Genomic DNA, 20,993 nt, shown 5'->3' on the forward strand with positions numbered 1-20,993 from the left:
GCAATAGCGCTGCTTTATTGGGCGCGCACGCTGTTGGATTGGCCTAGCGGAAGACCGGCCTTTGGCGGTCCGCCGCAGTTGCGCGGGCTTTGCCGCCGCTTTATGGCTGGTCCCCTGACATCATTCGACCCTACATCAATTGGCTGGCGACGAACCATGGCTAGAGACGGCATCGAAATGGGCATCAACACGCTGCTTGCCCATTCCGGCAACAACCCGCGCGACTATTTCGGCTTCGTCAATCCGCCGGTCGTGCATGCCTCGACGGTGCTTTATCCAGACGCGGCATCCATGGCCGGGCGCAGCCAGAAATACACCTACGGCACGCGCGGCACGCCGACGATGGATGCGCTGACGCTCGCCGTCGATGCGCTGGAAGGTTCGGCCGGAACCATCGCCGTTCCTTCGGGGCTCGCCGCGGTGACGGTGCCGCTGCTCGCCTTCCTTGCCGCGGGCGATCACCTGTTGATCGTCGATAGCGTCTACCACCCGACGCGCCACTTCGCCGATACGACGCTGAAGCGGCTCGGCGTCGAGGTCGAATATTACGAACCGCGCATCGGCGCCGGCATCGCATCGCTGATCAAGCCAAACACCAAGGCGGTGTTCACCGAATCGCCGGGATCGAACACCTATGAGGTGCAGGACATCCCGGCCATCGCCAAGGCTGCGCATGAAGCGGGCGCCGTCGTGATGATGGACAACACCTGGGCGACGCCGCTCTACTTCAAGCCGCTCGACCATGGCGTCGACATCTCGATCCATGCGGCGACCAAGTATCCGGCCGGCCATTCCGACGTGCTGCTCGGCCTGGTTTCCGCCAACGAGACCTATTGGAGGCAGCTCTACGAGGGTTTCTGCACGCTGGGCTGCTGTTCGGGGCCCGACGACATCTATCAGGTGCTGCGGGGCCTGCGCACGATGGGGGTGCGGCTCGAGCATCACCGCAAGAGCGCGCTCGATATCGCGCGGTGGCTCGAGGAACAGCCAGGCGTCGCGCAAGTGCTGCACCCGGCGCTGGAAAGCCATCCCGACCATGCGCTCTGGAAGCGCGATTTCTGCGGCTCGAGCGGCGTCTTCTCGGTCGTGCTCAAGGGCGGCGGGCAGAAGGCGCAGCACGCTTTTCTCGATGCGCTCAAGATCTTCGGGCTCGGCTATTCCTGGGGCGGCTATGAGAGCCTCGCCGTTCCGGTCTTCCTCGGCGACCGCACACTTGCCAAGAATTCGTATGCCGGATCGCTGATCCGGCTGCAGATCGGGCTGGAAGATGTCGAGGACCTCAAGGCCGACATTCTGCGCGGCCTGGCCGCGGCGGCCGCCGCCGCGTGACGGGGTTGATCGGCGAAAGCTTCCGTAGAACGACAGACCGGGAGCAGCAGACAGGTTTCGAAGCGGTAGCGTGGCCCGCGCAACCAACCCGGGAACCTTTTACTGGCAGGCGCATCCAATACGGATGTAACGACTGCTGGGAGATCGGGGCGAGATGAGACAGCCTGCTATTGAGGCCGCCGAAATCGGTGCGGCCGAGGCCGGCGACATGGCGCTGGTGCGCCAGGCTCTTGCGCGCGATCCCGACGCGTTCCGCGCCATCATCAAGACGTATAACCAGCGGCTCTACCGCCTCGCTCGCGGCGTCGTGCGCAACGACGCGGAGGCTGAAGACGTCTTGCAGGAAGCCTATATGCGCGCCTTCACCAGCCTCCAGGCCTTTCGCGGCGAGGCCTCGCTTTCGACCTGGCTGTCGCGCATCGTCATCAACGAAGCGCTCGGCCGGCTGCGAAAGCGCAAGCGCATCGTGGCGATGCCCGGAAATCCGGAAGCGCAGATCATCCGGTTTCCCCTGAACCAAAACGACTTGAATCCAGGTGACGATCCGGAGCGGACGATGGCGCAGCGGCAGATCCTCAGGCTCGTCGAACGGGCGACCGACAGCCTTCCCGATGTCTATCGCACCGTCTTCGTCGCCCGTGTCATCGAGGGCCTCAGCATCGAGGAAACCGCCGACCTGCTGGGCGTGAAGCCCGAGACGGTGAAGACCAGGCTGCACCGGGCGCGAGCGCTGGTGCGAAAGGCGCTGGACGACGAGATCGGCCCGGTGCTGCTCGACGCCTTCCCCTTCGCCGGCCGGCGCTGCGAGCGGCTGACGCAGGCGGTGATGAGAAGGCTGGGATTCGAGCCCTGATTTCGATCTCCCGACCTTTTCCGGGAACGTTTCGTTCCGACCCGCATCCAATGGCAGTCAACACCAAATAAAGCCCGAGGCCAGCGCCGCCGGGCGAAGGAGATGCCATGTTTATGCGATCGACCGCCACCCTCGCCGCCCTTTTCTTCGTGAGCACGGCGCCGCTGGCGCTAGCTGCCGAAAAGCCCACCGATCCTCAGATTGCCCACATCGCCTATACGGCCGGCACGATCGACATCGAAGCGGCCAAGCTGGCGATCAAGAAGTCGAAAAACAAGGAGATCGTCGACTTCGCCAAGGACATGGAGCGCGACCACGAGGCGGTGAACAAGCAGGCGCTCGACCTTGTGAAGAAGCTGAAGGTCACACCCGAGGACAACGACACCAGCAAGGCGCTGGCCAAGGCCGCGAAGGAGGAGCACGCCAAGCTTGCGAAGCTGAAGGGGGCAGCCTTCGACAAGGCCTATATCGAGAACGAAGTGGCCTATCACAAGCAGGTCGACAGCGCGCTCGAAACCCTGCTCATCCCTTCGGCCAGCAATGCTGAGTTGAAGAGCCTGCTGGAGACCGGCCTCAAGATCTTCCAGGGGCATGAGCAGCATGCCGAACATGTCGCCGGCATGCTGAAATGAGGGTGCCGCTTCTTGTGCCTATGCTGGCGACGGCGCTCTTCGCGTCGCCGGCCTTCGCGGCGACCATCGAGGTGACGATCGACAAACTGATCTTTTCGCCGGCAAGCGTCGCGGCCAAGGTCGGCGATACGATCGAGTGGACGAACAATGACATCCTCGCCCACACCGCCACGGTCAAAGGTGGCTGGGATGTGATGATCCCTGCAAAGTCGAAAGGCAAGGTCACGTTGAAGGCGGCTGGAGCGGTCGACTATTTCTGCCGCTTCCACCCCAACATGAAAGGCCATGTCGAGGTGGCCCCTTAACCTGCCATTTCCTGGGCCGGCCATTGGCAGAGCGAGGCGCGTAGCGCCTCGCTCTGTTTATTAGCAGCGATCGTTCTGACGTCGGCGCGACCTGTCTTGCCCGTCGCCGCAGGCCGCCACATCGCGCGGCCCTTTCGAGGAACAAACGACGTCTTGCCGGCAAGTTGCCGAACGGAGTCCGTAAACCACACTAAAGCTCTGGCGCAATTGGCAAAGTCGAGGCCGTTGGCGGCACGCCACGGGCTTCCATATCGCGCAATAATATTTCCTCCAGCATCGACGAAGCGGATTGGTTTGGCTTTCCAACCGACATCTTTGGCGGCATTGCCGGCAGCACGAAATTTCTCGTTCGACAGGACCCGTCATGGCGTTGCGCCTCTTTGTTCCGATCCTCGCTGGCGCCACGCTGCGCGAACGGCTGATCGCCTGTATCGGCGCCGTGATCGGCATCGCGCTGACCGGCGTGATCAGCGGGCTGACGATGGGCAAGGGCGCGCAGGTAGCGATGCTGGTGGCGCCGGTGGGCGCCTCCGCGGTGCTGCTCTTTGCAGTGCCATCAAGCCCGTTGGCGCAGCCATGGTCGATCATCGGCGGCAACACGATTTCGGCACTGGTCGGCGTCACTGTGGCGCGCTTCGTTCATGACCCGGTGATCGCCTCGGGCCTCGCCGTGGCCCTGGCTATCGCCGCGATGTCGTTCACGCGCTGCCTGCACCCGCCAGGGGGTGCTGCCGCGCTCACCGGCGTGATCGGCGGGCCGGCGGTTGCCGCCGCCGGCTTCCTGTTTCCCTTCGTGCCGGTGGCGCTGAATTCGACCATCCTGGTGGCGCTCGGCTTCCTCTTCCATAAGCTGTCTCGGCGCAACTATCCGCATGTGCATATGCCCGCCGCCAGCGGGCACGGCACCGCCGACCGGCCGCCGGCAGAGCGCGTCGGCTTCCGGCCCGAGGATGTCGATGCCGCGCTCTCGGCGCTCGACGAGACCTTCGACATCGACCGTGATGACCTGGAGCGCCTGCTGCGGCAGGTCGAACTGCAGGCGATGGTGCGTTCGCAGCGCACGCTGCTTTGCCGGGACATCATGTCCCGCGATGTGATCTCGGTGACGGAAACGGCCTCCGCCGACGAGGCGCGCAAACAGCTCATAGACCACAATATCCGCACCCTGCCGGTGGTCGACACGAACGGCCGTCTCACCGGCGCGGTTGGCTTGCGCGAGCTAACACGAGCGACCGACACCGTGAAAGGAGTGATGTCGAAAGCCGGAACGGCTTCGCCCGAAACGCCGGCGATGAACCTCCTGCCGGTGCTGACCGACGGCCGCAGCCATGCCGTGGTGATCGTCGATGGCGAGCGGCATATCCTCGGACTAATCACCCAGACCGACCTGCTGGCGGCGGCCGCGCGCGTGCAGGCACCGGCGCCGCTCAAAGCGGTGGCATAGAGCCAGACCGGTCACCGTCCTATCCCGGCTCGCCATTCGATCGAGCCATCGCGCCTCTCGTCTCGGCCGGCCGGGTGACATGCGTCCATGTGCCGTCATAGACCGGCTTGCGCCGCTCGATCCAGGCACTCAGGCCTTCGCGCAGGTCGGTTGTGGGGGCCATGCGCGCGAACTGCTCGGCCTCTATCAGCAAGGCTTCGGCAATGCTGTGATTGATGCCGCGGGTAACCGCGGTGAGGATAGCGGCGACGGCAGCCGACGAATGGCCAATATGCGTCGAGCGAGATCCTGCGCCTGCGGCATCAATTCGGCATGTGGCACGACCTTGTTGACAAGGCCAAGCTCGACGGCGCGGTGCGGCGAAAACGCCTCGCCGGTCAAAAGCAGTTCAAGGGCCCGCTTGCGCCCGGCAAGCCTCGGCAGCCGCTGCGTGCCGCCGAAGGTAGGCGGCATGGCGAGGTTGATTTCCGGCTTGGCGAACAGCGCGCGATCGCTGGCGATCGCCAACGGCGCCGCTTCGGTGATTTCGCAACCGCCGCCGAAAGCCAGGCCGTTGACGGCGGCGATAACGGGCTTGCGAAAGGCTTCCAGCCGCGCAGTCAGGCGCTGGCCGCGCGTCACGAAATCGCGTAGCGCGACATCGGTGCCTTCGGCCACGCCCAACGAGAATTCGTGAATATCGGCGCCGGCGGAAAGGCCCGCTCCCCTGCCCCGGTAATGATGACGGCGTGCACGCCATCGTCTGTCTCGATCCGGTCGAGGAGCGAAAGCAGCCGGTCGATCAGCGCGTAGTTCAGCGCGTTCAGCTTGTCGGGACGGTTGAGGGTGAGGATCGCGACGCGATCGCGCATCTCGCTCAGCACAAGGTCGGTCATGACTTATCCTTTCCAGCGGTTCGGCGGGATAAGGAGCAGGCTTTCGATTGCTTGTATATTCACTAGTCAGTATACTTACCGGATGAGCGAAAACACCAATCCCACCCGAAAACGCCTCGTCGACGCGGCGACTAGGCTGTTCTATGCCGAAGGCATCGGCCGCGTCAGCGTCGATGCGGTGGCCGAGAAGGCCGGGCTCACAAAGCGCACGCTCTACTACCATTTCAGGAGCAAGGACGATCTGATCACGGCCTATCTCGACGGCCGCGATCAACCCAATCTCGAGCAGATGGCCGGCTGGTTCGATGCGGCCGAAGGCGGCGCGGATAAAAAGGTGGAAGCAATCTTCACCAATCTGGCGCGGGTGGCGCGCCACCCCAAATGGAAGGGCTGCGGTTTTCTGCGCACAGCGGCAGAGTTGGCGGCGACGCCAGGGCACCCGGCGGTGAAGGCCGGAGCGCGCCACAAGACCAATTTCGAAAACTGGCTGGCCGGCGCCCTTTCAAGCCACGATGTCGGCGCAGCGAAGATGCTGGCGCGCGAGATCGTGCTTCTGATGGACGGCGCCTTTTCGAGCATGCTGATCCATCACGATCCCGACTATGTCAACGCCGCCGGCCATGCCGCCGCGACGCTGATCCGGGCGAGGATGGCGGGCAAGCACGAAGCTTAGCGCATGACGCTCCCGGTGCGTAGCGGTCCGAGAGGCAGTCTTCAGGACAAGGCCAGCCACGCCGTGCCGGCTAGAAGCGTGACCAACGTCAGCGGCAGGCCGACCTTGAAGAAGGCGGAGAAGGAAAGCTCCTTGCCGGCCGCCTTGGCCTGCTCGGCGACGATCAGGTTGGCGACCGAGCCGAGCAGTGTGAAATTGCCGGCAAGCGTCGAGCTCATCGCCACGACCAGCCAGGCGCGCTCTGGGTTCTCCAAGCCGGGAATGAAGGGCCTGAGTGCCAGCACCGCCGGCACGTTGCTCATGATGTTGGAAAGCACCGCGGTGAAGCCGGAGAGCCGCCAGACATCGTCGAGGCCGATATTCTTCGCCCAGGCGATCATGTCGGGCGTGAGCAACATGCGCTCGGCGCCTGCCAGCACCACGAACAGGCCGGCAAACATGAACAGCAGCGGCCCGTCTATCTCGCGGTAGATGCGCCGCGGCTTGATTGCCCGGGTGACCAGCAGGAAGGCGCCGGCAATCAACGCCGCCTTGGCGACGGGAACGCCGGCGAAGAAGGCTAGCGCCAGGAGCACGCAGACGATGGTCGCCTTCAGCACCTGCCCAGGCAGCATGCGGCCGCGATAGACTTCCGGACTGAGCTCGGCGGGCCGGGAGAACTCCGCGCGGTAGACGACGCGCACGATGACAACGACGCAGAGCAGGCCGAACAGCGCCACCGGCGCGAGCGCCAGCGTGAAGGCCGGATAGGAAATGCCCGACAGCGCGCCGATCACCATGTTCTGTGGGTTGCCGGTGATGGTGGCGACGCTGCCGCAGTTCGAGGCCGTGCAGGTGGCGATGAGGTAAGGCACCGGGTTGCGGTTGATGACCCGTGTGACGTGGACGACGATCGGCGCCATCACCAGGCAGATCGCGTCGTTGACCAGGAAGGCAGAGAGCACGCCGGTCAACAGCGTCACCATGACCAAAAGCATGAAAGGCGCATGGGCATGCTCGATGGCGAAGCCGCCAAGCGCGCGAAATGCACCCGACACCTTCAGATGCGCAACCACGATCATCATGCCGAGCAGCAGCGTGATGGTGTCGAAATTGACGGCCTTGTAGGCATCCTCGATGCTGATCGCGCCGATGGCGATCATGGCCGCGCCGCCCAGCAGCGCGATGCCGGCGCGGTCGAGCCGCAGGCCCGGGATGCGGCCGACAGCGACGCCGGCATAGGTGGCCACCAGGATGAAAAAAGCGCCCGCGCCAGTCCATGTCATGCAAAGAAGGTCCCCTTGCCTGCGCTACTCGCCAGATTCTGCCGGCACATCGGCGCGCATCACATTTAGCAAGGGCTGTGCAAAGGGAAAGCGCGCAAACGGGCGAAAGCGTGATGATGCTTTCGCGGCTTTCACATTCATAAACCCTAATGTAAAGAATAGTGAATTAACTTATGTGACCGATAATCCAGGCGTTGGGGACTAAACGGATGAACACGGTCGTTGAAGCGGAACATCGCGGCCCATCGGGGGAGGAATTGATGCGTCCGCAGGAATGCTCCCGCTGTCACGGGGCCAAGAAGGTTTTTGTTTGCGCGCGCTGGCTGGGCTCGAACGGCCATTGCTGCCCGGAAGGCACACATCGGCTGAATTGTCCGGGACACAGCATCGTCTGCCTCGAATGCAGCGGGCGCAAGAGCTAGCGGGACCGGCGAGTCGGCGGCCAAGCGCCGTAGCCACTGCCTCCAGGGCTACGGCGTGGGACGGTCTGAGCACCGAAATGCATGCTCGGCTAAGATGTGCACTTCGTCGCTCGAGCTTTCCGCGCCGGGAGCAACTGGCAAGAAGCTGAGGATGCGCTGGCTAAATTGCGCGGGCGGCTATCAGATCCGTCCGAGCACAACCAGAATGATGACAATAACAAGAACCAGCCCCAAACCACCGCCGCCATAGTAGCCAGTGCCGTAGAAAGGCCCCCCGCCTATGCCGCTAAAACCACCAAGCAGAGCAAGGATAAGAATGATGATAAGAATTGTGCCGAGACCCATGGCCTTTTCCTCTTTCTGAAGCGCGAACCCGGCGCCGTTATGACCAACTCAACTCGCAAGCGGCGCGCATGTTCCGCTCATCTCCGGGGCGATTCTACTCGGGACTGGTCGAGTAAGACGAAACCATCGGCTGCCCAGGGTTGGCCTCAAGCTTGATGGGAACCAAAAACATAAGCGGGATGGCGATGGCGATCGAGGCGATAACAGTAGCGGTACTGAACACGTCCTTCATATTATCATCCCTAATATTCAAAGATGCTGCACAACGCGTTCGCCAAGTCCCTGTTCCACTTCGCCCTCGTGGAACCATTTTCGCGTCCACAACGTTTGGGGCAGCCTGATCTGGGCAACTTTGGGAAACGGAGGCAGGCGTATGGGCGCATCGGTTCTTATCGGCATACTGATCACCTTCCTTGTGGTGATCCTGGTGCTCTATCTTGTGCAACGCCTGCCGCTTGACGCGCGCGCGCGCCAGATCGCGCAAATCATTGTCATCATCATCGGAATCATTTCGCTGCTCAAATATCTTGCGGTCTTCTAGCCGCGATCCATATTCGACACTTGGAAAACTTCGAAAGCCGGTGCCCCATGAGAATCCCGTCGCTCGCATTTACCGCGGGCAAAATATTGTGGGCCGGCACAACGTTGTGTAGCGTGAGCGCCGCCTACGCCCGGCCCGACACGCGCGCGATGACTTGTGCGCAGACGCAAGCGCTGATCAAAAGCGATCATGCCGCGGTCTTGACCACGGGTCCGAACACCTACGACCGCTTCGTTCGGCAATTTGGAAACGAGTGCGACTGGCCGGAAGTGCCAGTCTCGACAGCGGTTCCCACCAAGGACGGCGGGTGCCGCGTCTATCGATGCGAGGAGCCGATCAACCTTCCCGACTGACCTTTGGTTCTTGCGCGGCACGCGGAACCATCGCAACGTCTTGCGGGTTTTAGCAGCCGGCAGCGGGCCTTGCCGGGCGTGAGAGACATTTGGCTCCGTGCATAACCGCAGAGGAAGGAACGGCCATGCCTGAAATCGCGCGCAGCGGCAGTTGCTTGTGTGGCGGCGTGCGGTTCCGTGTCACTGGCGAACCGCTGCGGATCGGCCTCTGTCACTGCAAAGACTGTCGCAAGACAAGCGGATCGGTCTTCCATGCTTACGCCGTATGGCCGATACGATCGTTCGAGACCACTGGCATCACCAGCAGCTACGGCACTCGAAGTTTTTGCCCCAGTTGCGGAAGCCGCGTTCCGTTCGTCGGCGATGACGAGGCCGAGGTCACGATCGGCAGCCTGGACGTTGCGCCAACCGAAGGCTTGATGCCGAGCTACGAACTCTGGATCGGACGCCGCGAGCCCTGGTTGCAACCCCTGCCTGCAGCGCGTCAGTTCTCGCATGATCGGGTCGCCGATGATTCGGCCGCAGACCATGAACCCGGCGCGGAGCCACAACAAAGGTCAGCTTAGGTCGGGCTCTTGGCAGACCTTGGTCGGAGCGACCTCAGTCCAGCCGTCCCCACCGGGCAGTCCGGAAAAGCGCTCCGATGTCGATTGATATGCGCGGGCTTCCTCGAAGTTTTGCTTTTCACCAGCAGTCGGTTTGCCGGCCAATCAGCTACCGCTCGCATTTTGAAACGTGGTAAAATATGAGTCGCGGCCCGGATGGTTTCAGGCAACGGAGTTTTTACCGACCTTACAATATAAGAATTTTCAATCATGTTTCCCGCAGAAATACAACTTTCGATATTGTTTCCGCGCCATCTGCAGTGCTTATCTCGTGACAGTACAAGCTGCGGTTGCAGTACCGCGGTAAAATTCTTTCGGCTAAAGAAATTTTTTAATCACTGGCTGTTTCCGGTTATAGCGAACATGACGCTTAAAATTGCCACGATCGGCAGGCGCGATGACTTCAGGCCTTGTACAAAAGGCCATCTTTGTTTCTTCTCGTTTTTGCTACATAGTGCTGTCGAATCTTGAAACCGGACGGGGCGGTTTTCATGACGTCGGCGCCTGAACACGGCTGCAACATACATATGCGGTATCCACCGATCGACGGGTTCTGGACTTGGGATACCAAGCGTGACCGTTTCTATGGCGATGCCAATCTTTCAGACTATTTCGGTTTGACACCCGACGAATTCTCGCACGGCGCATCGCTGGAGCGATGCATGCAAAGCATCGACCAGGACGACCGCTCGAGGGTTCGGCTGGCTATCCGCAAGGCCGTGGAGTGGAGGTCCAGCTTCAGGGAGGTTTATAGGATCCGGTCCGAGAAGATGGGGTTGCGCAAGATCCTCGCCGTCGGTCAATGTTACGTCAACGGGGCGGGCGAGGCGGCCCTCTATCCTGGCTGGTTCGTTGATCTGACGAATGATGTCGCGTGCGAGAAACAGGCGCTGCGCGAAATCCACAACCATGTCGGGCAAGCCAAAGACATAGCGCGATCGATCGGACACGACCTGATGTCCTATCTTCTGGATAATATTGAGGAAGAGGTCGAGCAGCGGCTCGATGGAAGACTGGGGAGGCGAAGATCGTCCTGAGGCCGCCTCCGCCGATTGTTTCAAGGCTGGGTTCGCTTGCCGCGCCTGCCGACTTCAGTCGTAACCATGCGCGCGAAATGCGATTGGGGCGACCGGCGCTCGATGAGCTTTGCCCGTTCCAAGGCCGCATCGCCGTAAAATTCGATCAGCACGCCGGCGGCCTTGGCGGCATCGGCTCTCAACCGACCGAAATCGGCCTGCCCGCTCTCGGTCGAAGCCCCGCTCCTGGCAATCACGTCAAGCATGGCTTGCAACTTGTCAGGAGTGCTGCCCTCGTCTTCGTGCATGGTCGCTATCCGATTGGGCGCGTAAAATATCGACATTTCCGTTCAATGTCCAACGGGTTCGTTGGTCGGGCACCGATGCAACCGAGTGCAGCTTCGCCGCGAGCGAGGCCACAATCTTCATACAAGCGTAGTAAGCCAAACTTACCGCGCATACATTTGGGGGGCACCCATGGACCAGCCTAGCAAAATGGAGAACCTGCAGTTTGCGCAGGGGATCTTGCGAGAACTTCGCCAGAAGGCCGAAGCCGATGGCGAAAAGCTTCTGACCTACCTGATCGACATGGCTTATCTCGAAGCCAGCGACCGCATCCGCGCCCACTGGATCGGCAGCCACGAACACGAAGGCCGCCGCGCCAAGGGCTGAGCCTGCCCAAGGCAATTCGGACAATGCGCACCGCGGGTTTCGTGCGGAATTTGCCCGGAGCGATACATCCTGAACGCAAAAAAGCCCGCCATGCCTCTTCGGCATGGCGGGCTTGAATTCGGATGGCCAAGGCTAAGTGCAATAGCCTCGCTGCCGATCTATGATGCGGCAGCCTTTTGGCGGACCGGAAGCTTCCATCCCGGCCGCGCGAAGTGGCAGGTGTAGCCGTTGGGATAGCGTTCCAGATAGTCCTGGTGCTCGGGCTCGGCTTCCCAGAAGAGGCCTGCCGGAGCAAGCTCGGTGACGACCTTGCCGGGCCACAGGCCGGACGCGTCGACGTCGGCGATCGTGTGCTCGGCGATCCGCTTCTGCTCGTCGCTGATGTAGAAAATCGCCGAACGATAGCTCATGCCGATGTCGTTGCCCTGGCGGTTCTTCGTCGTCGGATCGTGGATCTGGAAGAAGAATTCGAGCAGCGTGCGGAAACTAGTCCTGGCCGGGTCGAAGATGATTTCGATCGCCTCGGCGTGGGTACCGTGGTTGCGGTAGGTGGCGTTGGGGACATCACCGCCGCTGTAGCCCACTCGCGTTGAGATCACGCCGGGCAGCCGCCGGATCAAATCCTGCATGCCCCAAAAGCAGCCGCCAGCAAGGACGGCGCGCTCGGTGGAAGAAGCCATGTCATACCTCCTTTGAATTGCTCCATAGATAGGCGTTGCGCCTGGATTCTTCCAGCAGCTCGAACGGGCGAACGCCGACACCGGGGTGTCCGGCATCGATGCCGGTCAACGTCCACGCGGCTCGCCTCCACCGCCCTTAGGCATCCGGTGTATGCTTGAATCTTCGCACCACCACCTCGAAGACGATGTCTGAGATCCACATAGCCGACACGCCGATCAGGAAAGCGGCGGCGAGCGTCGTGGTGTCGTCGGCGGCGGGGATCGGCAGGCCGCTTGCGCGAATCCAAACGACGACAGGCAACGTCAGGTAGGCGGCGGCCAAGGCGCCGCAGATGGGCGAGGCAATCATCTCTCGCAGCTTGTAGCGGTGGCGCGACAGAGCCCGCAGCACGCCGCCGGCAAGCCCCGCCGCCACGACCTGGCCCTTGATGCCCAGAAGATCGAAGATATCGTGCATTATGGCCTCCAGCCGCAAAGCTTTTCGCCCTTGCGATTGTGGGCGAGCAGCGCCCTCGCCTCCTGGTCAGAGAGCATATCGACGGCCTTGCCGGAAAGGCGCACCGGCGAGGCGACGGCGCAGAAGCCGCCTTTGGCCGTCGCGCAGCCGGCAAGCGCGGCGGCCATGGCGGCGACGATCAGTCCCTTGCCCATGACTTCAGCTCCTTCCTGACCGCGCCAGCCGGCAAGGCGCCGATGTCGTTGTCGACCTGATCGGCGACATCCCGGGCCGCGACCTCGGCCTCAGCCTGCTTGCCGCGCTCGGCCCGCGCGCCGGCAAGGCGCTGGTGGAAGCCCCAACCGAGCGCGCCAACAATGCCGGCACCGATCGCCAGGACTTTCGGATTGGTGAGAAGCCATGCCAGCAACGCGCTCATAGCAGCGCTCCGATGAGTAGACCGGCGACGAAGCAGGCGGCGCCCGCGAACACATACGGCCTGGCGGCTTCAATGCAGGCGGCGAGGAGACCTTGCAAATTTTCCATGGTCAGTGCTCCCAGCCGAAGCGGCGCGCGAGCACGTGCCACCACTCGGCCGTGGCGGCGATGGCGAGACCAAGGCCCGTCTCCAAAGACATCTGGATATCGGGATCGGCGGAGAACGCCGCGGCGTCGTCGGCGCCGAGAAGGCCGCGCGCGACAAGCACGCCCGCGCAATAGCGCAGGGCGATGCGGATGATGACGGCAATCATTGGCAGAACACTCCGAAAAGATCGCAGGGAAGATGCGTGGCCCAGGCGGTGAGCGAGCCGAGCGCCAACGCGATCAAAGCGAGGACGCCTGCGGCCTTGGCGGGCGATGTGGATTTGGGAGGCGCGTCGGGTGCGTCACTTACGGCGGGCGACCCGGTCCCGGCGGGCGTTGCCGCTGGCGTGACGTCATCGCCTGATGCAGGCTCTTGCGACGCGGATTCCCCAGCCGCCGACGGCGCGGCCCACATCAGCAACGCCTGCCGCCGCACCGAGGCGACGCGGGCGCTCCAGCCCCGGCCGAAGCTCGGCCAAGTCGGCAACTTTTCGAGGAAGGCGAGACGGGCATCGCAAAGCGCATCGATGACGAACCCGACCGGCTTTGCTCTCGCCGCCGCTAGTGTCGCCGGGCCGATGCGGCCATCCTGACCAACGCCGAGCACGCTTTGAAGATGTTTCGCCGCCCTGCCCGGCCCGCTGTTCACGGCGAAGTCGAAGACGGCATAGTCGACGCCGTCGGGGAGCTCCGCGCCGAGCACCGCATCCCAGTAGAAACGGCGGTAGATCGTGGCGACTTGCTCGTCACTGATGGCGCGAAGATCGGTCTTGGTGGCGTCGGCCTTCACGTAGCGGCGGAAATTGGCGAGCGTGACGCCCTTCATGGTCGCGCCGCCGGGATCGGCGGGGTTGTCAGACCAACCGCCCTCGGAGGTGAGGACGAGCGAAAGGGCACGCGCAAAGTTGCGGTCCATGGTTGTTCCTTTCTGCCCTCTGGGCAGGTTGATCTGGTGAATTGTGTTGAAGCCACCGACTGACAGCCGCTATGCTGCGGCGTCTGAGAGAATAGGTGTCTTAGCTGTGAAGCACGTAATTGAGCCGGTCGGCGATCATTCGGCAAATCCGCCGAAGTGGCATTGTGACCTAGACTTGCAGAGCTTGTGCATCCAGGTTGATGTCACAGATCCGAATGGGAACGCGTTCGCGGTTACGATCGAAGCACAGGGCGGCAAGCTTGTCTTGCAATGTTTTGATCCCGCACACGACGAACCACTGCGAGTCCAGATTTCCGCCGCTGGCGCTATTGAGACGGACGACGAAAGGCACGGCGACCAAATAACCCACCACCCAACGTGGACAGGGTCGGCGCCGCCCCCTTAATTAAGGCGCGGAGATCACGACCGTATCCAAGTATTTGATGAGACCCACAGCGCCAGGATCATCGCAGTATACAACAGGACAACCGGGCGCGACCAGCCGGACGCAATCGCGACCAAGACTAAGTCCATCGCTGTTTTTCCAGTCCACATAGGCTGCCATCGTCACCACGCCATCAATGTCAAAGCTCCCGTCCTAAGCGAACAAGAATGCCGTTTCGGATTAGAGCGAGCATGTTGTTATCTCTTGCTTGATGGAGCGGTCTTGCCCCTTAGCGCGACGGAGAAGAAGTCCGTTTCGCGCATGTGGATTTGTTGTTCGGCTACATAGTCGCCGACCCATCCCGCCCCCGTAATCGAGGTGTCGGAGACTGTATCTTGAAATGCTGGTTCGGATGCGCCGTGCTGCCACGACTTGCGGGATATGCTTGAACCCTGAATGCGGAACCGGGTCCAGATCCAAACCGAAGGCCCGGTACTTGAAATAGTCGGCGACGGACCATCGGTTGGGCCGCTGATAATTGATGATGTGCCGGAGACATTCTTGTTGGTCTGGATACGCCAGTCGGTGCCGGCCGACGTGTGATAGAATGCCAGAGCGCTATAGGCCGTTTCACTTCCAACGCCGCCACCACCGCGAACTCCAAGACGGGTGAAGGTGTTGATTGTGTTAAGCGGATTTGTGATGACTCGGCCACGGGCGAGAATTTCAACGTCGGCGACTAGCGGAACTCTGTCCCAGGTGAAAAGCCCAAGACCGCCTGTCACGGTAATGTTGAACCGCAGCGCCTTGCCCGAGAGTGAGCCCGACGACGTTTCGATAGTCGGGGTATAATGCGCCCCGCCCCAGCGCTTCGACCAATCGTGCGGTTGGACGCCGGTCGTATATTCGCTGAAATCCGTGACATAATAGTCCGGATCACGCTGGATGTAAGCAGGAAGAATCAGGCTCATCACAGAGCCTCGAGAACGGCGGTTACGCCGGCATCAGTCTTGGAAATGTGCAATTTGAACAACGCGCCGTTGGTAGTGGTGAGCGCATCGCCTTTCGGGAACCCGGAGACAAACCCGGAGAAGGAAATCGCCCCGGCGCTCGCACCGTTGGTGATATCGATCTCCATGTTGTAGCTGTTTGCCGTCGTTGGTGCCGCTAGCGTGAACGCGCCATTATTGGTGATCTTGCGATAATTGCCGCCCGTAGGAGCTGGCGTATAGGTTCCGGACGACTTGGTACCGTCGTTTACCACCGTGTGCGTAAAACCCGCTGTCATAGCCAGATTGTCAGCCGCTTTCTGCAGCATGGCCGAGGCGATCTCTGACAGCGTATCGAAGGCCGTCGAAACGCCGCCGAGCACGACGTCAATTGCCGCCTTGACGAAAGCGGTTGTCGCGATCTGCCCGGTATTGGTGCCGGCGGCAGCAGTCGGCGCTGTAGGCGTTCCGGTCAAGGCAGGGCTGGCTTTCGGCGCCAAGCTGGCCACCGCTACGCCGCTGTCTTTCATCAGTTTACCGGTCGTACCGTTGAACGTGGCGACGTTATCGGTCGTGGCCGAAGCCGGCCCCGCGACCAAGCTTCCCAGCGCTACGCCGCTGTCCTTCACCACCTTCCCGGTCGTGCCGTTGAACGTGGCGATGTTGTCGGTGGCGGCCGAGGCAGGCCCCGCGACCAGGCTTCCCACCGCCACGCCGCTGTCTTTGCCGGCCTTCCCCGTCGTGCCGGCGAAGGTCACGATGTTGTCTGTCACCGAACTGGCGGGGCCGGTGAAGTCGCCGCTACCCAACCCATCCGCGCCCTTGTCGCCGGCGCGGGCGAAGATCAGCCAGATGCCGTCGGCGGTCGTGGGCAAGGTGCCGGCGCCGCTGACATAGGCGAGCGTCAGTTTTCGATAGCCCGTCCCGTCCACCACCGAGCCGGTGACGTTGTAGACATAGGCGATTGCCGCGGACGCCTTGGAGCGCAGCGTGAGCTGGCCCTTGATCGTGTTGGTGCTGTCGTCGAACGTATCCAGCACGCCGCTCACCGTGGCGCCGCTGGAATCGAGATTGTCGATATAGGCGGCCGTGGCGGAGGCGACGCTGGCATTGTTCAGCCGCAACGTGCCGTTGCCGGGATCGGCATCGGTGGTGCTGGTGGAAAAGGTATAGCCGAGTGCCGCCACCGCATTGGCGGCAGCGACGGCGCTTGCCGACGCGTTGGTGGCCGAGGTCGCGGCATTGGTGGCAGAGCCGGAGGCGGCGGTGGCCGAGCTCGATGCGGCGGAGGCCGATCCGGCGGCAGCACTTGCCGAGGTGCCGGCGCTCGTGGCCGAACCGGCAGCCGTGGAAGCGGAGCCGCTCGCCGCCGTCGCCGAATTGCCGGCGTTCGCCGCGCTGGTCGCGGCGTTGGTGGCGGAAGTGGATGCGGCGGAAGCGGAGCCGGCCGCCGCCGTCGCCGAACCCGCCGCGTTGGTGGCGCTGGTGGCAGCGGTGTTCTTGGAGGTCAGCGCGGCTGCAGCACTCGCGGCTGCGGCGTTAGCGGCATTCACGGCGTCGCCGAGCGTGTCCTGCGAGAGATAGAAACTGAGCGTGATCGGATCGGCGCCGATCACCGGATCCAGCGCCTCGAACGCATAGACGCGATCGGCCGAGACGGCGCCCTCCTGCACATGCACGGTCGTGCCCTTCTGCATCGTGCGCGCGGTGCGGGCGTCCGCGGCGCGAAACCACTGGCCTTCGCTCGCTGTGTATATGCCGTTCTCGGTCTGGGCGGCCTGGTCCTTGACCAGCACGCGGTCGCCGACTTGCGTCAGCACGCCGTCGATGGTCTGCAGGCCGTAAAGGGTGATGTTCGCGGTCGTCGCCAGGCGCACGGGTTCGCGCTCGTCACATAAAGGATGTCCGCTTCGGTGTCCCAGGCAAGCTCGACCGCCGCCGACGGATGGTCCCAGCCGAAATCGAGCGCGCCGATGCGCGGCCACCAGCGCGGCAATTTGAAGGGCTCGCAAGCGATCGTCTCCTCCGCCACCGGGAAGATGCGGCCTGAGCCGAGAACAGGGATACCTTTCGCGCGGGCCTCGCGCTCGTGCTCGGGATAGGCAGCGACGATCGCAGCGCGTTGCTCGGGCGTGTAGTGCCCGGCATCGTCGATGGTCATGAAGGTAACGTGGCGGGACATGGCAACTCCAGGTCCTCGCCCCGCGAAAGCGGGGAGAGGTGGCGCGGCGAAGCCGCGACGGAGAGGGGACGGCGCCGGCTTTTGACGGAAGAGCGGGAGGCTGATCGCCCTACGAAGGCCCCTCTCCGGCCGCTGCGCGGCCACCTCTCCCCCCGCTGCGCGTGGGGCGAGGAACTGAGAACTTCACGTCGCGATGTCGTTCACCGGCGCTAGCGGAGCGGGAAGCGCGGTCTCGCCAAGCCCACGGCGCAGCTCGATCTCGATGTCGCGGCAGATTTGCGAGATCGGCACGTCGTTGGCGTTGCCCTCGAACGGATTGGCGCTGCTTTCGCCGACCAGGTCCAGCGACATGTAAACCCAGCCCAGCAGCGCGCTGAAAGGGACGGTCAGCCAGATCGAGATCCAGCCGAGCACGCCGCCCAGCTTGGCCATGTCGGCAAAGACCGGAACAACGCCGAAGGGCAGCAAGGTGCAGAAGATGATCATGAACATCGAGCTGACGATCGCGTATTGCCGGGGATAGGGATTGTTCTTGATGCGATCGCAACGCGCCTGCTGATCCTGGAAGTCGCGTATCAGCTTGACCAATTCGGAATAGACCTGCGTCGGAATGGCTGAGCTCTTCAACAAGCCGTTGACCTCGGCCAATTGCGTGTCGAGAAGTTCTATCGCCGGCTGCGGCGATTTCAGCACGCTTTCGGCTTCCTCGCCCAGCAGCCTGCGCAGTTCCTCGGCAAGCGACGTCTTGTCCTCCTGGATATGATAGCGGCGGCGCCGGAACTCGATGTTGGCCGCTTTCGCCAGCGATTCCCAAGGCATCGGCCGCCGCAGCGAAAAACGCAGCGCCGTCAGCCAGGCGAGATGGCGGTAGATTAGTTGCCGGGCGTTGGCTGCATCCATGAAATCGCGGCAGAAGCCGGACAGCATCCGGCTGCCGGCGGTGATCTGCGAAAAAGCCTGCAGAGCCTCGTTGGCGCGGGTGAAGACCTGCGAATTCTTGAAGCCTGCGACGAGCGACACCGTGGTGCCGAGCACCAGCACGACCGACCATGGCACCGAAAAGCCCGCAGTCGCCGGAAGGCGGTAGGCGGCGATCGCCAACCCGCTCACCACGACCATGTAGATGACGCTGCGCCGCGACCAGAGGGCGAAGTCCAGCAATCTATAAGAACGGCCTACATACATTCCCGAAATCCCTTACGGCATGCAAATCGCGCGACCGCGCGTTCGCGCACCATAAGGGGTGGAAATCATTTTGAAAGCTCCAGTTCCTCGCCCCCACGCGAGTGGGGGAGAGGTGGCGGCGAAGCCGCGACGGAAAGGGGGGCGGCGCCAAGTTGGATGAACGGACACGAGCGCTGTCGCCCTACGAAGGCCCCTCATCGGCCGCTGCGCGGCCACCTCTCCCCCCGCTTCGCGTGGGGGCAGGAAACCGGCTCAGCCCTTGTAGCCCTCGTTGACGCAATCGTTCTTCCAGGCCCAGTCGAAGTCGGCCTGCGACATGGACGAGCCGAGGCCCGGTTCGACATAGGGTCCGGCGCCATCGATATAGACGATAAAGCGCGCTTCCCTGGTGAAGATGCCGACCTTGCTTGCGATGACGCCGCAGGTCTGGCCGGTCGCGCTGTCGCCGGTGAGATCGAGATGCGAGAAACTCGCCGCCGGATCATTGATCAGGCCGCGCATCCGGGCTTCGGCCGAAGCGATCGCATCGGCGTGCCAGTCGCCGCTGGAGCCGGAGCAGGCCGGGAGCAGCGCGCAGGCAAGAAGCAGGTTCGGTATAGGGCGCATGTCGGCTCCGGATCGCGGCCGGAAACTACTCGACCTTCAATTGCGGCCAAAGCGACATCGCAAATCATGGTTTCGGCGCGGTTTCCTGAAGCCAGTTCCTCGCCCCACGCGAGTGGGGGAGAGGTGGCGCGGCGAAGCCGCGACGGAGAGGGGCGGCGCCAACCTGGATGAACGGGGCACGAGATCACTCGGAGACGCTGTCGCCCTACGAAGACCCCCTCTCCGGCCGCTGCGCGGCCACCTCTCCCCGCCTTACGAGGGCGAGGAACCCAAACCCTGAACCGCCGCCGCACCCAAAAACCTGAGCACCACATCGCTCATGCCGAGCAGCGGCGTGAACGTCACGATCGTAATACCATCGGTGGCATTGGTGCGGGTGAGGCCCTCGGAATAAATATCCAGCGGCGGTTCCTCGTCGAACCAGACGCCGTGCAGCGTCTCGCCCTGCCATTTCTCTCGGCCCTTTTCGTAGCTCTTGAAGGAGAGCACGCTTTCGCCGGCCTGCACGTCGCCGCCGCCGCCCCAGCGCACGATCACGCTGTCCAGCGCTCCGGGCGCGCCGCGGCCCATCACCGTGCCGGCGATGGCATTGGCCGGGATCATGCCGGTGCCCCATTCACCCTGCTGCTGCGGCGGGCCGACCAGCACGCGCTGTGGATTGTCGCGCGTGCCCTCGCCGGTGACGCCGGCGGCCCAGAGCCGCACGGGGTGGTCGAACATTTTGCCCACCCACCAGTCGGGATAGCGGCCGGTGAGATGCATGGCCCACTCCGCGCCCCCTGCCCTGGTCTTGCCGAGCTGGTTGCCGGCCATGAACAGACGCTCGCGGTGGGTCGCGCCTGCCGCGTGAAAGTCGGCCTGGCGGTCATAGGGCGTGTAGGCGGCCAGGCGGTTACGGCGCGTTCGCCGGTCCAGCTCCTTGAGCAGCGCCAGATAAGTCTGCATCGCTGTCGAGGAGGGGCCGGAGGCTCGTTTCGAGGCTGCGGATGCGGCTGCGGATCTCCTCATCGCTCAACTGCTCGAGATTGGTTCTATCGGCATCGACATGTTCCGAGAGATCCTTGGCCGAAAAATCCTTGGGCAGCAGCGTCAGCACGACCTTCAGATACTGGTCGGGTTTTTCCGCCCTGACCGCGGCGATGACGCCGGCGCCATGGGCGCGGAAGTCGGCGCGAAGCGCGGCGGCGAAGTCGTCGCCGAGCGTCTTTCGCGAGCGCTTGGGGCGGCTGGGCAAAGCGGCATCGACGCGGGGAGTCTGCGGCTTTCGACCTGCCCGCTTCGCCCCAGCGGGCTTGCGCCGCGCGACCTTGTTTTCGTCAGCCATGGGCTACCGCATTGGATGGCGCGGCCTTTGCCGCCTTCGCCTTGCGGACCTTACGCGCGCCTTTCCTGAGCGGCTTGGGGCGTGCCTGCTTGGCGGGCTCGGCCGCCGGCTCGGCCATTGCCTTCAGCGTCGCAATGGCGGCGCGGGCTGCCGAGGGGCCAAGGCCCTGGGGCGCAAAGCCGAAACCGGCGACGGTATCGACCGTGCCGCCACGCACCATGCCGATGCGCACGCCGGGCGCAACCTGCTCGACGTGGCCTGAGGTCTGCGGCAGGCTTGCGCTCTCGAATTCGCCGATGGCGCTGACGATCTCGGCGCCGTCATCGGCGGTGATGATGGTGGCGTAGCGTGGCATCTGGGCCTCGGTGTTGCTGC

The 20,993-nt window shown here is 63.1% G+C and carries 29 protein-coding genes and 1 pseudogene; 11 read left to right on the forward strand and 19 right to left on the reverse strand.

All coding sequences use genetic code 11. The features are described 5' to 3' along the window. Positions 1-156 precede the first annotated feature (156 nt). From FJW06_RS12320 to FJW06_RS12340, 5 genes are all read left to right on the forward strand, one after another. Positions 157-1,329, forward strand: a complete 1,173-nt coding sequence (locus FJW06_RS12320; protein ID WP_140751962.1) for a cystathionine beta-lyase — start codon at positions 157-159, stop codon at positions 1,327-1,329. A gap of 154 nt (positions 1,330-1,483) precedes the next feature. Continuing rightward, positions 1,484-2,182 (forward strand): RNA polymerase sigma factor, encoded by a 699-nt coding sequence (locus FJW06_RS12325; protein WP_140751964.1) that lies wholly within the window; start codon positions 1,484-1,486, stop codon positions 2,180-2,182. Between the two features lie 107 nt (positions 2,183-2,289). Beyond that, on the forward strand, positions 2,290-2,814 hold the full coding sequence (locus tag FJW06_RS12330; RefSeq protein ID WP_140751966.1) for a DUF4142 domain-containing protein: 525 nt from the start codon (positions 2,290-2,292) through the stop codon (positions 2,812-2,814). Further along, positions 2,811-3,119, forward strand: a complete 309-nt coding sequence (locus FJW06_RS12335; RefSeq protein WP_140751968.1) for a cupredoxin family copper-binding protein — start codon at positions 2,811-2,813, stop codon at positions 3,117-3,119. Before FJW06_RS12330 ends, FJW06_RS12335 begins: the two co-directional genes overlap by 4 nt. Positions 3,120-3,483: 364 nt before the next feature. After that, positions 3,484-4,563, forward strand: a complete 1,080-nt coding sequence (locus FJW06_RS12340) for an HPP family protein (RefSeq protein WP_140751970.1) — start codon at positions 3,484-3,486, stop codon at positions 4,561-4,563. Between the two features lie 19 nt (positions 4,564-4,582). Here FJW06_RS12340 and FJW06_RS12345 read toward each other — a convergent pair. Continuing rightward, positions 4,583-5,438 (reverse strand): annotated as a pseudogene (locus FJW06_RS12345) (crotonase/enoyl-CoA hydratase family protein). An 82-nt stretch (positions 5,439-5,520) separates the two neighbouring features. On the opposite strand from FJW06_RS12345, the gene FJW06_RS12350 reads away from it, so the two are divergent. Continuing rightward, positions 5,521-6,111 carry a TetR/AcrR family transcriptional regulator gene (locus tag FJW06_RS12350; protein WP_181178259.1) on the forward strand — a complete coding sequence of 197 codons (591 nt, stop codon included), beginning with the start codon at positions 5,521-5,523 and terminating at the stop codon, positions 6,109-6,111. Positions 6,112-6,152: 41 nt separating this feature from the next. Here FJW06_RS12350 and FJW06_RS12355 read toward each other — a convergent pair whose 3' ends face one another. From FJW06_RS12355 to FJW06_RS30090, 3 genes are all read right to left on the reverse strand, one after another. Further along, positions 6,153-7,376: an anion transporter gene (locus FJW06_RS12355; RefSeq protein WP_140751974.1), complete on the reverse strand. Its 1,224-nt coding sequence runs from the start codon at positions 7,374-7,376 to the stop codon at positions 6,153-6,155. 602 nt (positions 7,377-7,978) lie between these two features. After that, positions 7,979-8,143 carry a DUF3309 family protein gene (locus FJW06_RS12360; protein ID WP_082045228.1) on the reverse strand — a complete coding sequence of 55 codons (165 nt, stop codon included), beginning with the start codon at positions 8,141-8,143 and terminating at the stop codon, positions 7,979-7,981. Between the two features lie 94 nt (positions 8,144-8,237). After that, positions 8,238-8,375: a hypothetical protein gene (locus FJW06_RS30090; protein WP_181178261.1), complete on the reverse strand. Its 138-nt coding sequence runs from the start codon at positions 8,373-8,375 to the stop codon at positions 8,238-8,240. A 141-nt stretch (positions 8,376-8,516) separates the two neighbouring features. On the opposite strand from FJW06_RS30090, the gene FJW06_RS12365 reads away from it, so the two are divergent. The 4 genes from FJW06_RS12365 (at position 8,517) to FJW06_RS12380 (ending at position 10,679) form a co-directional block, all read left to right on the forward strand. Continuing rightward, the gene (locus tag FJW06_RS12365) at positions 8,517-8,684 is read left to right on the forward strand and encodes a Thivi_2564 family membrane protein (RefSeq protein ID WP_095819989.1); all 168 of its coding nucleotides are present in this window, start codon (positions 8,517-8,519) and stop codon (positions 8,682-8,684) included. 113 nt (positions 8,685-8,797) lie between these two features. Then, complete coding sequence (locus tag FJW06_RS12370; protein WP_348644030.1) at positions 8,798-9,037, forward strand: hypothetical protein; 240 nt, start codon at positions 8,798-8,800, stop codon at positions 9,035-9,037. 125 nt (positions 9,038-9,162) lie between these two features. Next, positions 9,163-9,603: a GFA family protein gene (locus FJW06_RS12375; RefSeq protein WP_140751978.1), complete on the forward strand. Its 441-nt coding sequence runs from the start codon at positions 9,163-9,165 to the stop codon at positions 9,601-9,603. Positions 9,604-10,133: 530 nt separating this feature from the next. Beyond that, entirely contained in the window at positions 10,134-10,679 is a 546-nt protein-coding gene (locus tag FJW06_RS12380; protein WP_140751980.1) for a PAS domain-containing protein, read from the forward strand. A gap of 20 nt (positions 10,680-10,699) precedes the next feature. Here the strand turns inward: FJW06_RS12380 and FJW06_RS12385 are convergent, their stop codons facing one another. Next, on the reverse strand, positions 10,700-10,966 hold the full coding sequence (locus tag FJW06_RS12385; RefSeq protein ID WP_140751982.1) for a hypothetical protein: 267 nt from the start codon (positions 10,964-10,966) through the stop codon (positions 10,700-10,702). A 187-nt stretch (positions 10,967-11,153) separates the two neighbouring features. On the opposite strand from FJW06_RS12385, the gene FJW06_RS30095 reads away from it, so the two are divergent. Beyond that, on the forward strand, positions 11,154-11,330 hold the full coding sequence (locus FJW06_RS30095) for a hypothetical protein (RefSeq protein WP_167498612.1): 177 nt from the start codon (positions 11,154-11,156) through the stop codon (positions 11,328-11,330). A 158-nt stretch (positions 11,331-11,488) separates the two neighbouring features. Here FJW06_RS30095 and msrA read toward each other — a convergent pair whose 3' ends face one another. From msrA to FJW06_RS12455, 14 genes are all read right to left on the reverse strand, one after another. Beyond that, entirely contained in the window at positions 11,489-12,010 is a 522-nt protein-coding gene (gene msrA / locus FJW06_RS12390; RefSeq protein ID WP_140751984.1) for a peptide-methionine (S)-S-oxide reductase MsrA, read from the reverse strand. 136 nt (positions 12,011-12,146) lie between these two features. Further along, positions 12,147-12,467, reverse strand: a complete 321-nt coding sequence (locus FJW06_RS12395; protein ID WP_140751986.1) for a hypothetical protein — start codon at positions 12,465-12,467, stop codon at positions 12,147-12,149. Beyond that, positions 12,467-12,661, reverse strand: coding sequence for a hypothetical protein (locus tag FJW06_RS12400; RefSeq protein ID WP_140751988.1), 195 nt, complete (start codon positions 12,659-12,661; stop codon positions 12,467-12,469). Before FJW06_RS12400 ends, FJW06_RS12395 begins: the two co-directional genes overlap by 1 nt. Beyond that, a complete protein-coding gene (locus tag FJW06_RS12405; protein WP_140751990.1) occupies positions 12,646-12,885 on the reverse strand; it encodes an ABC transporter permease in 240 nt (79 codons plus the stop codon). The genes FJW06_RS12400 and FJW06_RS12405 overlap by 16 nt, the downstream gene beginning before the upstream one ends. A 109-nt stretch (positions 12,886-12,994) precedes the next feature. Further along, entirely contained in the window at positions 12,995-13,198 is a 204-nt protein-coding gene (locus FJW06_RS12410) for a hypothetical protein (protein WP_140751992.1), read from the reverse strand. After that, positions 13,195-13,947, reverse strand: coding sequence for a glycosyl hydrolase 108 family protein (locus FJW06_RS12415; RefSeq protein ID WP_140751994.1), 753 nt, complete (start codon positions 13,945-13,947; stop codon positions 13,195-13,197). Before FJW06_RS12415 ends, FJW06_RS12410 begins: the two co-directional genes overlap by 4 nt. A gap of 642 nt (positions 13,948-14,589) precedes the next feature. Further along, complete coding sequence (locus FJW06_RS12420; RefSeq protein ID WP_140751996.1) at positions 14,590-15,303, reverse strand: hypothetical protein; 714 nt, start codon at positions 15,301-15,303, stop codon at positions 14,590-14,592. Next, positions 15,303-17,198 (reverse strand): hypothetical protein, encoded by a 1,896-nt coding sequence (locus tag FJW06_RS12425; protein WP_140751998.1) that lies wholly within the window; start codon positions 17,196-17,198, stop codon positions 15,303-15,305. Before FJW06_RS12425 ends, FJW06_RS12420 begins: the two co-directional genes overlap by 1 nt. Next, positions 17,135-17,503 carry a terminase family protein gene (locus FJW06_RS12430; RefSeq protein ID WP_140752000.1) on the reverse strand — a complete coding sequence of 123 codons (369 nt, stop codon included), beginning with the start codon at positions 17,501-17,503 and terminating at the stop codon, positions 17,135-17,137. The genes FJW06_RS12425 and FJW06_RS12430 overlap by 64 nt, the downstream gene beginning before the upstream one ends. Before the next feature lie 183 nt (positions 17,504-17,686). Continuing rightward, positions 17,687-18,664, reverse strand: a complete 978-nt coding sequence (locus FJW06_RS12435) for a bestrophin family ion channel (protein ID WP_246674589.1) — start codon at positions 18,662-18,664, stop codon at positions 17,687-17,689. A gap of 276 nt (positions 18,665-18,940) precedes the next feature. After that, on the reverse strand, positions 18,941-19,294 hold the full coding sequence (locus FJW06_RS12440; RefSeq protein WP_140752004.1) for a hypothetical protein: 354 nt from the start codon (positions 19,292-19,294) through the stop codon (positions 18,941-18,943). A gap of 252 nt (positions 19,295-19,546) precedes the next feature. Next, positions 19,547-20,239: a terminase family protein gene (locus FJW06_RS12445; protein ID WP_246674590.1), complete on the reverse strand. Its 693-nt coding sequence runs from the start codon at positions 20,237-20,239 to the stop codon at positions 19,547-19,549. Next, positions 20,187-20,618, reverse strand: a complete 432-nt coding sequence (locus FJW06_RS12450) for a hypothetical protein (RefSeq protein ID WP_140752008.1) — start codon at positions 20,616-20,618, stop codon at positions 20,187-20,189. The genes FJW06_RS12445 and FJW06_RS12450 overlap by 53 nt, the downstream gene beginning before the upstream one ends. Beyond that, positions 20,611-20,973 (reverse strand): hypothetical protein, encoded by a 363-nt coding sequence (locus FJW06_RS12455; protein ID WP_140752010.1) that lies wholly within the window; start codon positions 20,971-20,973, stop codon positions 20,611-20,613. The genes FJW06_RS12450 and FJW06_RS12455 overlap by 8 nt, the downstream gene beginning before the upstream one ends. Between the last annotated feature and the right edge of the window lie 20 nt (positions 20,974-20,993).

Source organism: Mesorhizobium sp. B4-1-3, assembly GCF_006439355.1.
Taxonomy (GTDB): domain Bacteria; phylum Pseudomonadota; class Alphaproteobacteria; order Rhizobiales; family Rhizobiaceae; genus Mesorhizobium.

Excerpts from the sequence above, each read along its gene's own strand:
- FJW06_RS12360 (WP_082045228.1), bottom strand. The coding sequence starts at position 8,143 with ATGGGTCTCGGCACAATTCTTATCATCATTCTTATCCTTGCTCTGCTT.
- FJW06_RS12400 (WP_140751988.1), bottom strand. The coding sequence starts at position 12,661 with ATGGGCAAGGGACTGATCGTCGCCGCCATGGCCGCCGCGCTTGCCGGC.
- FJW06_RS12405 (WP_140751990.1), bottom strand. The coding sequence starts at position 12,885 with ATGAGCGCGTTGCTGGCATGGCTTCTCACCAATCCGAAAGTCCTGGCG.
- FJW06_RS12410 (WP_140751992.1), bottom strand. The coding sequence starts at position 13,198 with ATGATTGCCGTCATCATCCGCATCGCCCTGCGCTATTGCGCGGGCGTG.
- FJW06_RS30090 (WP_181178261.1), bottom strand. The coding sequence starts at position 8,375 with ATGAAGGACGTGTTCAGTACCGCTACTGTTATCGCCTCGATCGCCATC.
- FJW06_RS12320 (WP_140751962.1), top strand. The coding sequence starts at position 157 with ATGGCTAGAGACGGCATCGAAATGGGCATCAACACGCTGCTTGCCCAT.
- FJW06_RS12450 (WP_140752008.1), bottom strand. The coding sequence starts at position 20,618 with ATGGCTGACGAAAACAAGGTCGCGCGGCGCAAGCCCGCTGGGGCGAAG.
- FJW06_RS30095 (WP_167498612.1), top strand. The coding sequence starts at position 11,154 with ATGGAGAACCTGCAGTTTGCGCAGGGGATCTTGCGAGAACTTCGCCAG.
- FJW06_RS12330 (WP_140751966.1), top strand. The coding sequence starts at position 2,290 with ATGTTTATGCGATCGACCGCCACCCTCGCCGCCCTTTTCTTCGTGAGC.
- FJW06_RS12335 (WP_140751968.1), top strand. The coding sequence starts at position 2,811 with ATGAGGGTGCCGCTTCTTGTGCCTATGCTGGCGACGGCGCTCTTCGCG.
- FJW06_RS12430 (WP_140752000.1), bottom strand. The coding sequence starts at position 17,503 with ATGTCCCGCCACGTTACCTTCATGACCATCGACGATGCCGGGCACTAC.
- FJW06_RS12355 (WP_140751974.1), bottom strand. The coding sequence starts at position 7,376 with ATGACATGGACTGGCGCGGGCGCTTTTTTCATCCTGGTGGCCACCTAT.
- FJW06_RS12415 (WP_140751994.1), bottom strand. The coding sequence starts at position 13,947 with ATGGACCGCAACTTTGCGCGTGCCCTTTCGCTCGTCCTCACCTCCGAG.
- FJW06_RS12325 (WP_140751964.1), top strand. The coding sequence starts at position 1,484 with ATGAGACAGCCTGCTATTGAGGCCGCCGAAATCGGTGCGGCCGAGGCC.
- FJW06_RS12380 (WP_140751980.1), top strand. The coding sequence starts at position 10,134 with ATGACGTCGGCGCCTGAACACGGCTGCAACATACATATGCGGTATCCA.
- FJW06_RS12385 (WP_140751982.1), bottom strand. The coding sequence starts at position 10,966 with ATGCACGAAGACGAGGGCAGCACTCCTGACAAGTTGCAAGCCATGCTT.
- FJW06_RS12445 (WP_246674590.1), bottom strand. The coding sequence starts at position 20,239 with ATGCAGACTTATCTGGCGCTGCTCAAGGAGCTGGACCGGCGAACGCGC.
- FJW06_RS12420 (WP_140751996.1), bottom strand. The coding sequence starts at position 15,303 with ATGAGCCTGATTCTTCCTGCTTACATCCAGCGTGATCCGGACTATTAT.
- FJW06_RS12340 (WP_140751970.1), top strand. The coding sequence starts at position 3,484 with ATGGCGTTGCGCCTCTTTGTTCCGATCCTCGCTGGCGCCACGCTGCGC.
- msrA (WP_140751984.1), bottom strand. The coding sequence starts at position 12,010 with ATGGCTTCTTCCACCGAGCGCGCCGTCCTTGCTGGCGGCTGCTTTTGG.
- FJW06_RS12375 (WP_140751978.1), top strand. The coding sequence starts at position 9,163 with ATGCCTGAAATCGCGCGCAGCGGCAGTTGCTTGTGTGGCGGCGTGCGG.
- FJW06_RS12350 (WP_181178259.1), top strand. The coding sequence starts at position 5,521 with ATGAGCGAAAACACCAATCCCACCCGAAAACGCCTCGTCGACGCGGCG.
- FJW06_RS12365 (WP_095819989.1), top strand. The coding sequence starts at position 8,517 with ATGGGCGCATCGGTTCTTATCGGCATACTGATCACCTTCCTTGTGGTG.
- FJW06_RS12455 (WP_140752010.1), bottom strand. The coding sequence starts at position 20,973 with ATGCCACGCTACGCCACCATCATCACCGCCGATGACGGCGCCGAGATC.
- FJW06_RS12440 (WP_140752004.1), bottom strand. The coding sequence starts at position 19,294 with ATGCGCCCTATACCGAACCTGCTTCTTGCCTGCGCGCTGCTCCCGGCC.
- FJW06_RS12395 (WP_140751986.1), bottom strand. The coding sequence starts at position 12,467 with ATGCACGATATCTTCGATCTTCTGGGCATCAAGGGCCAGGTCGTGGCG.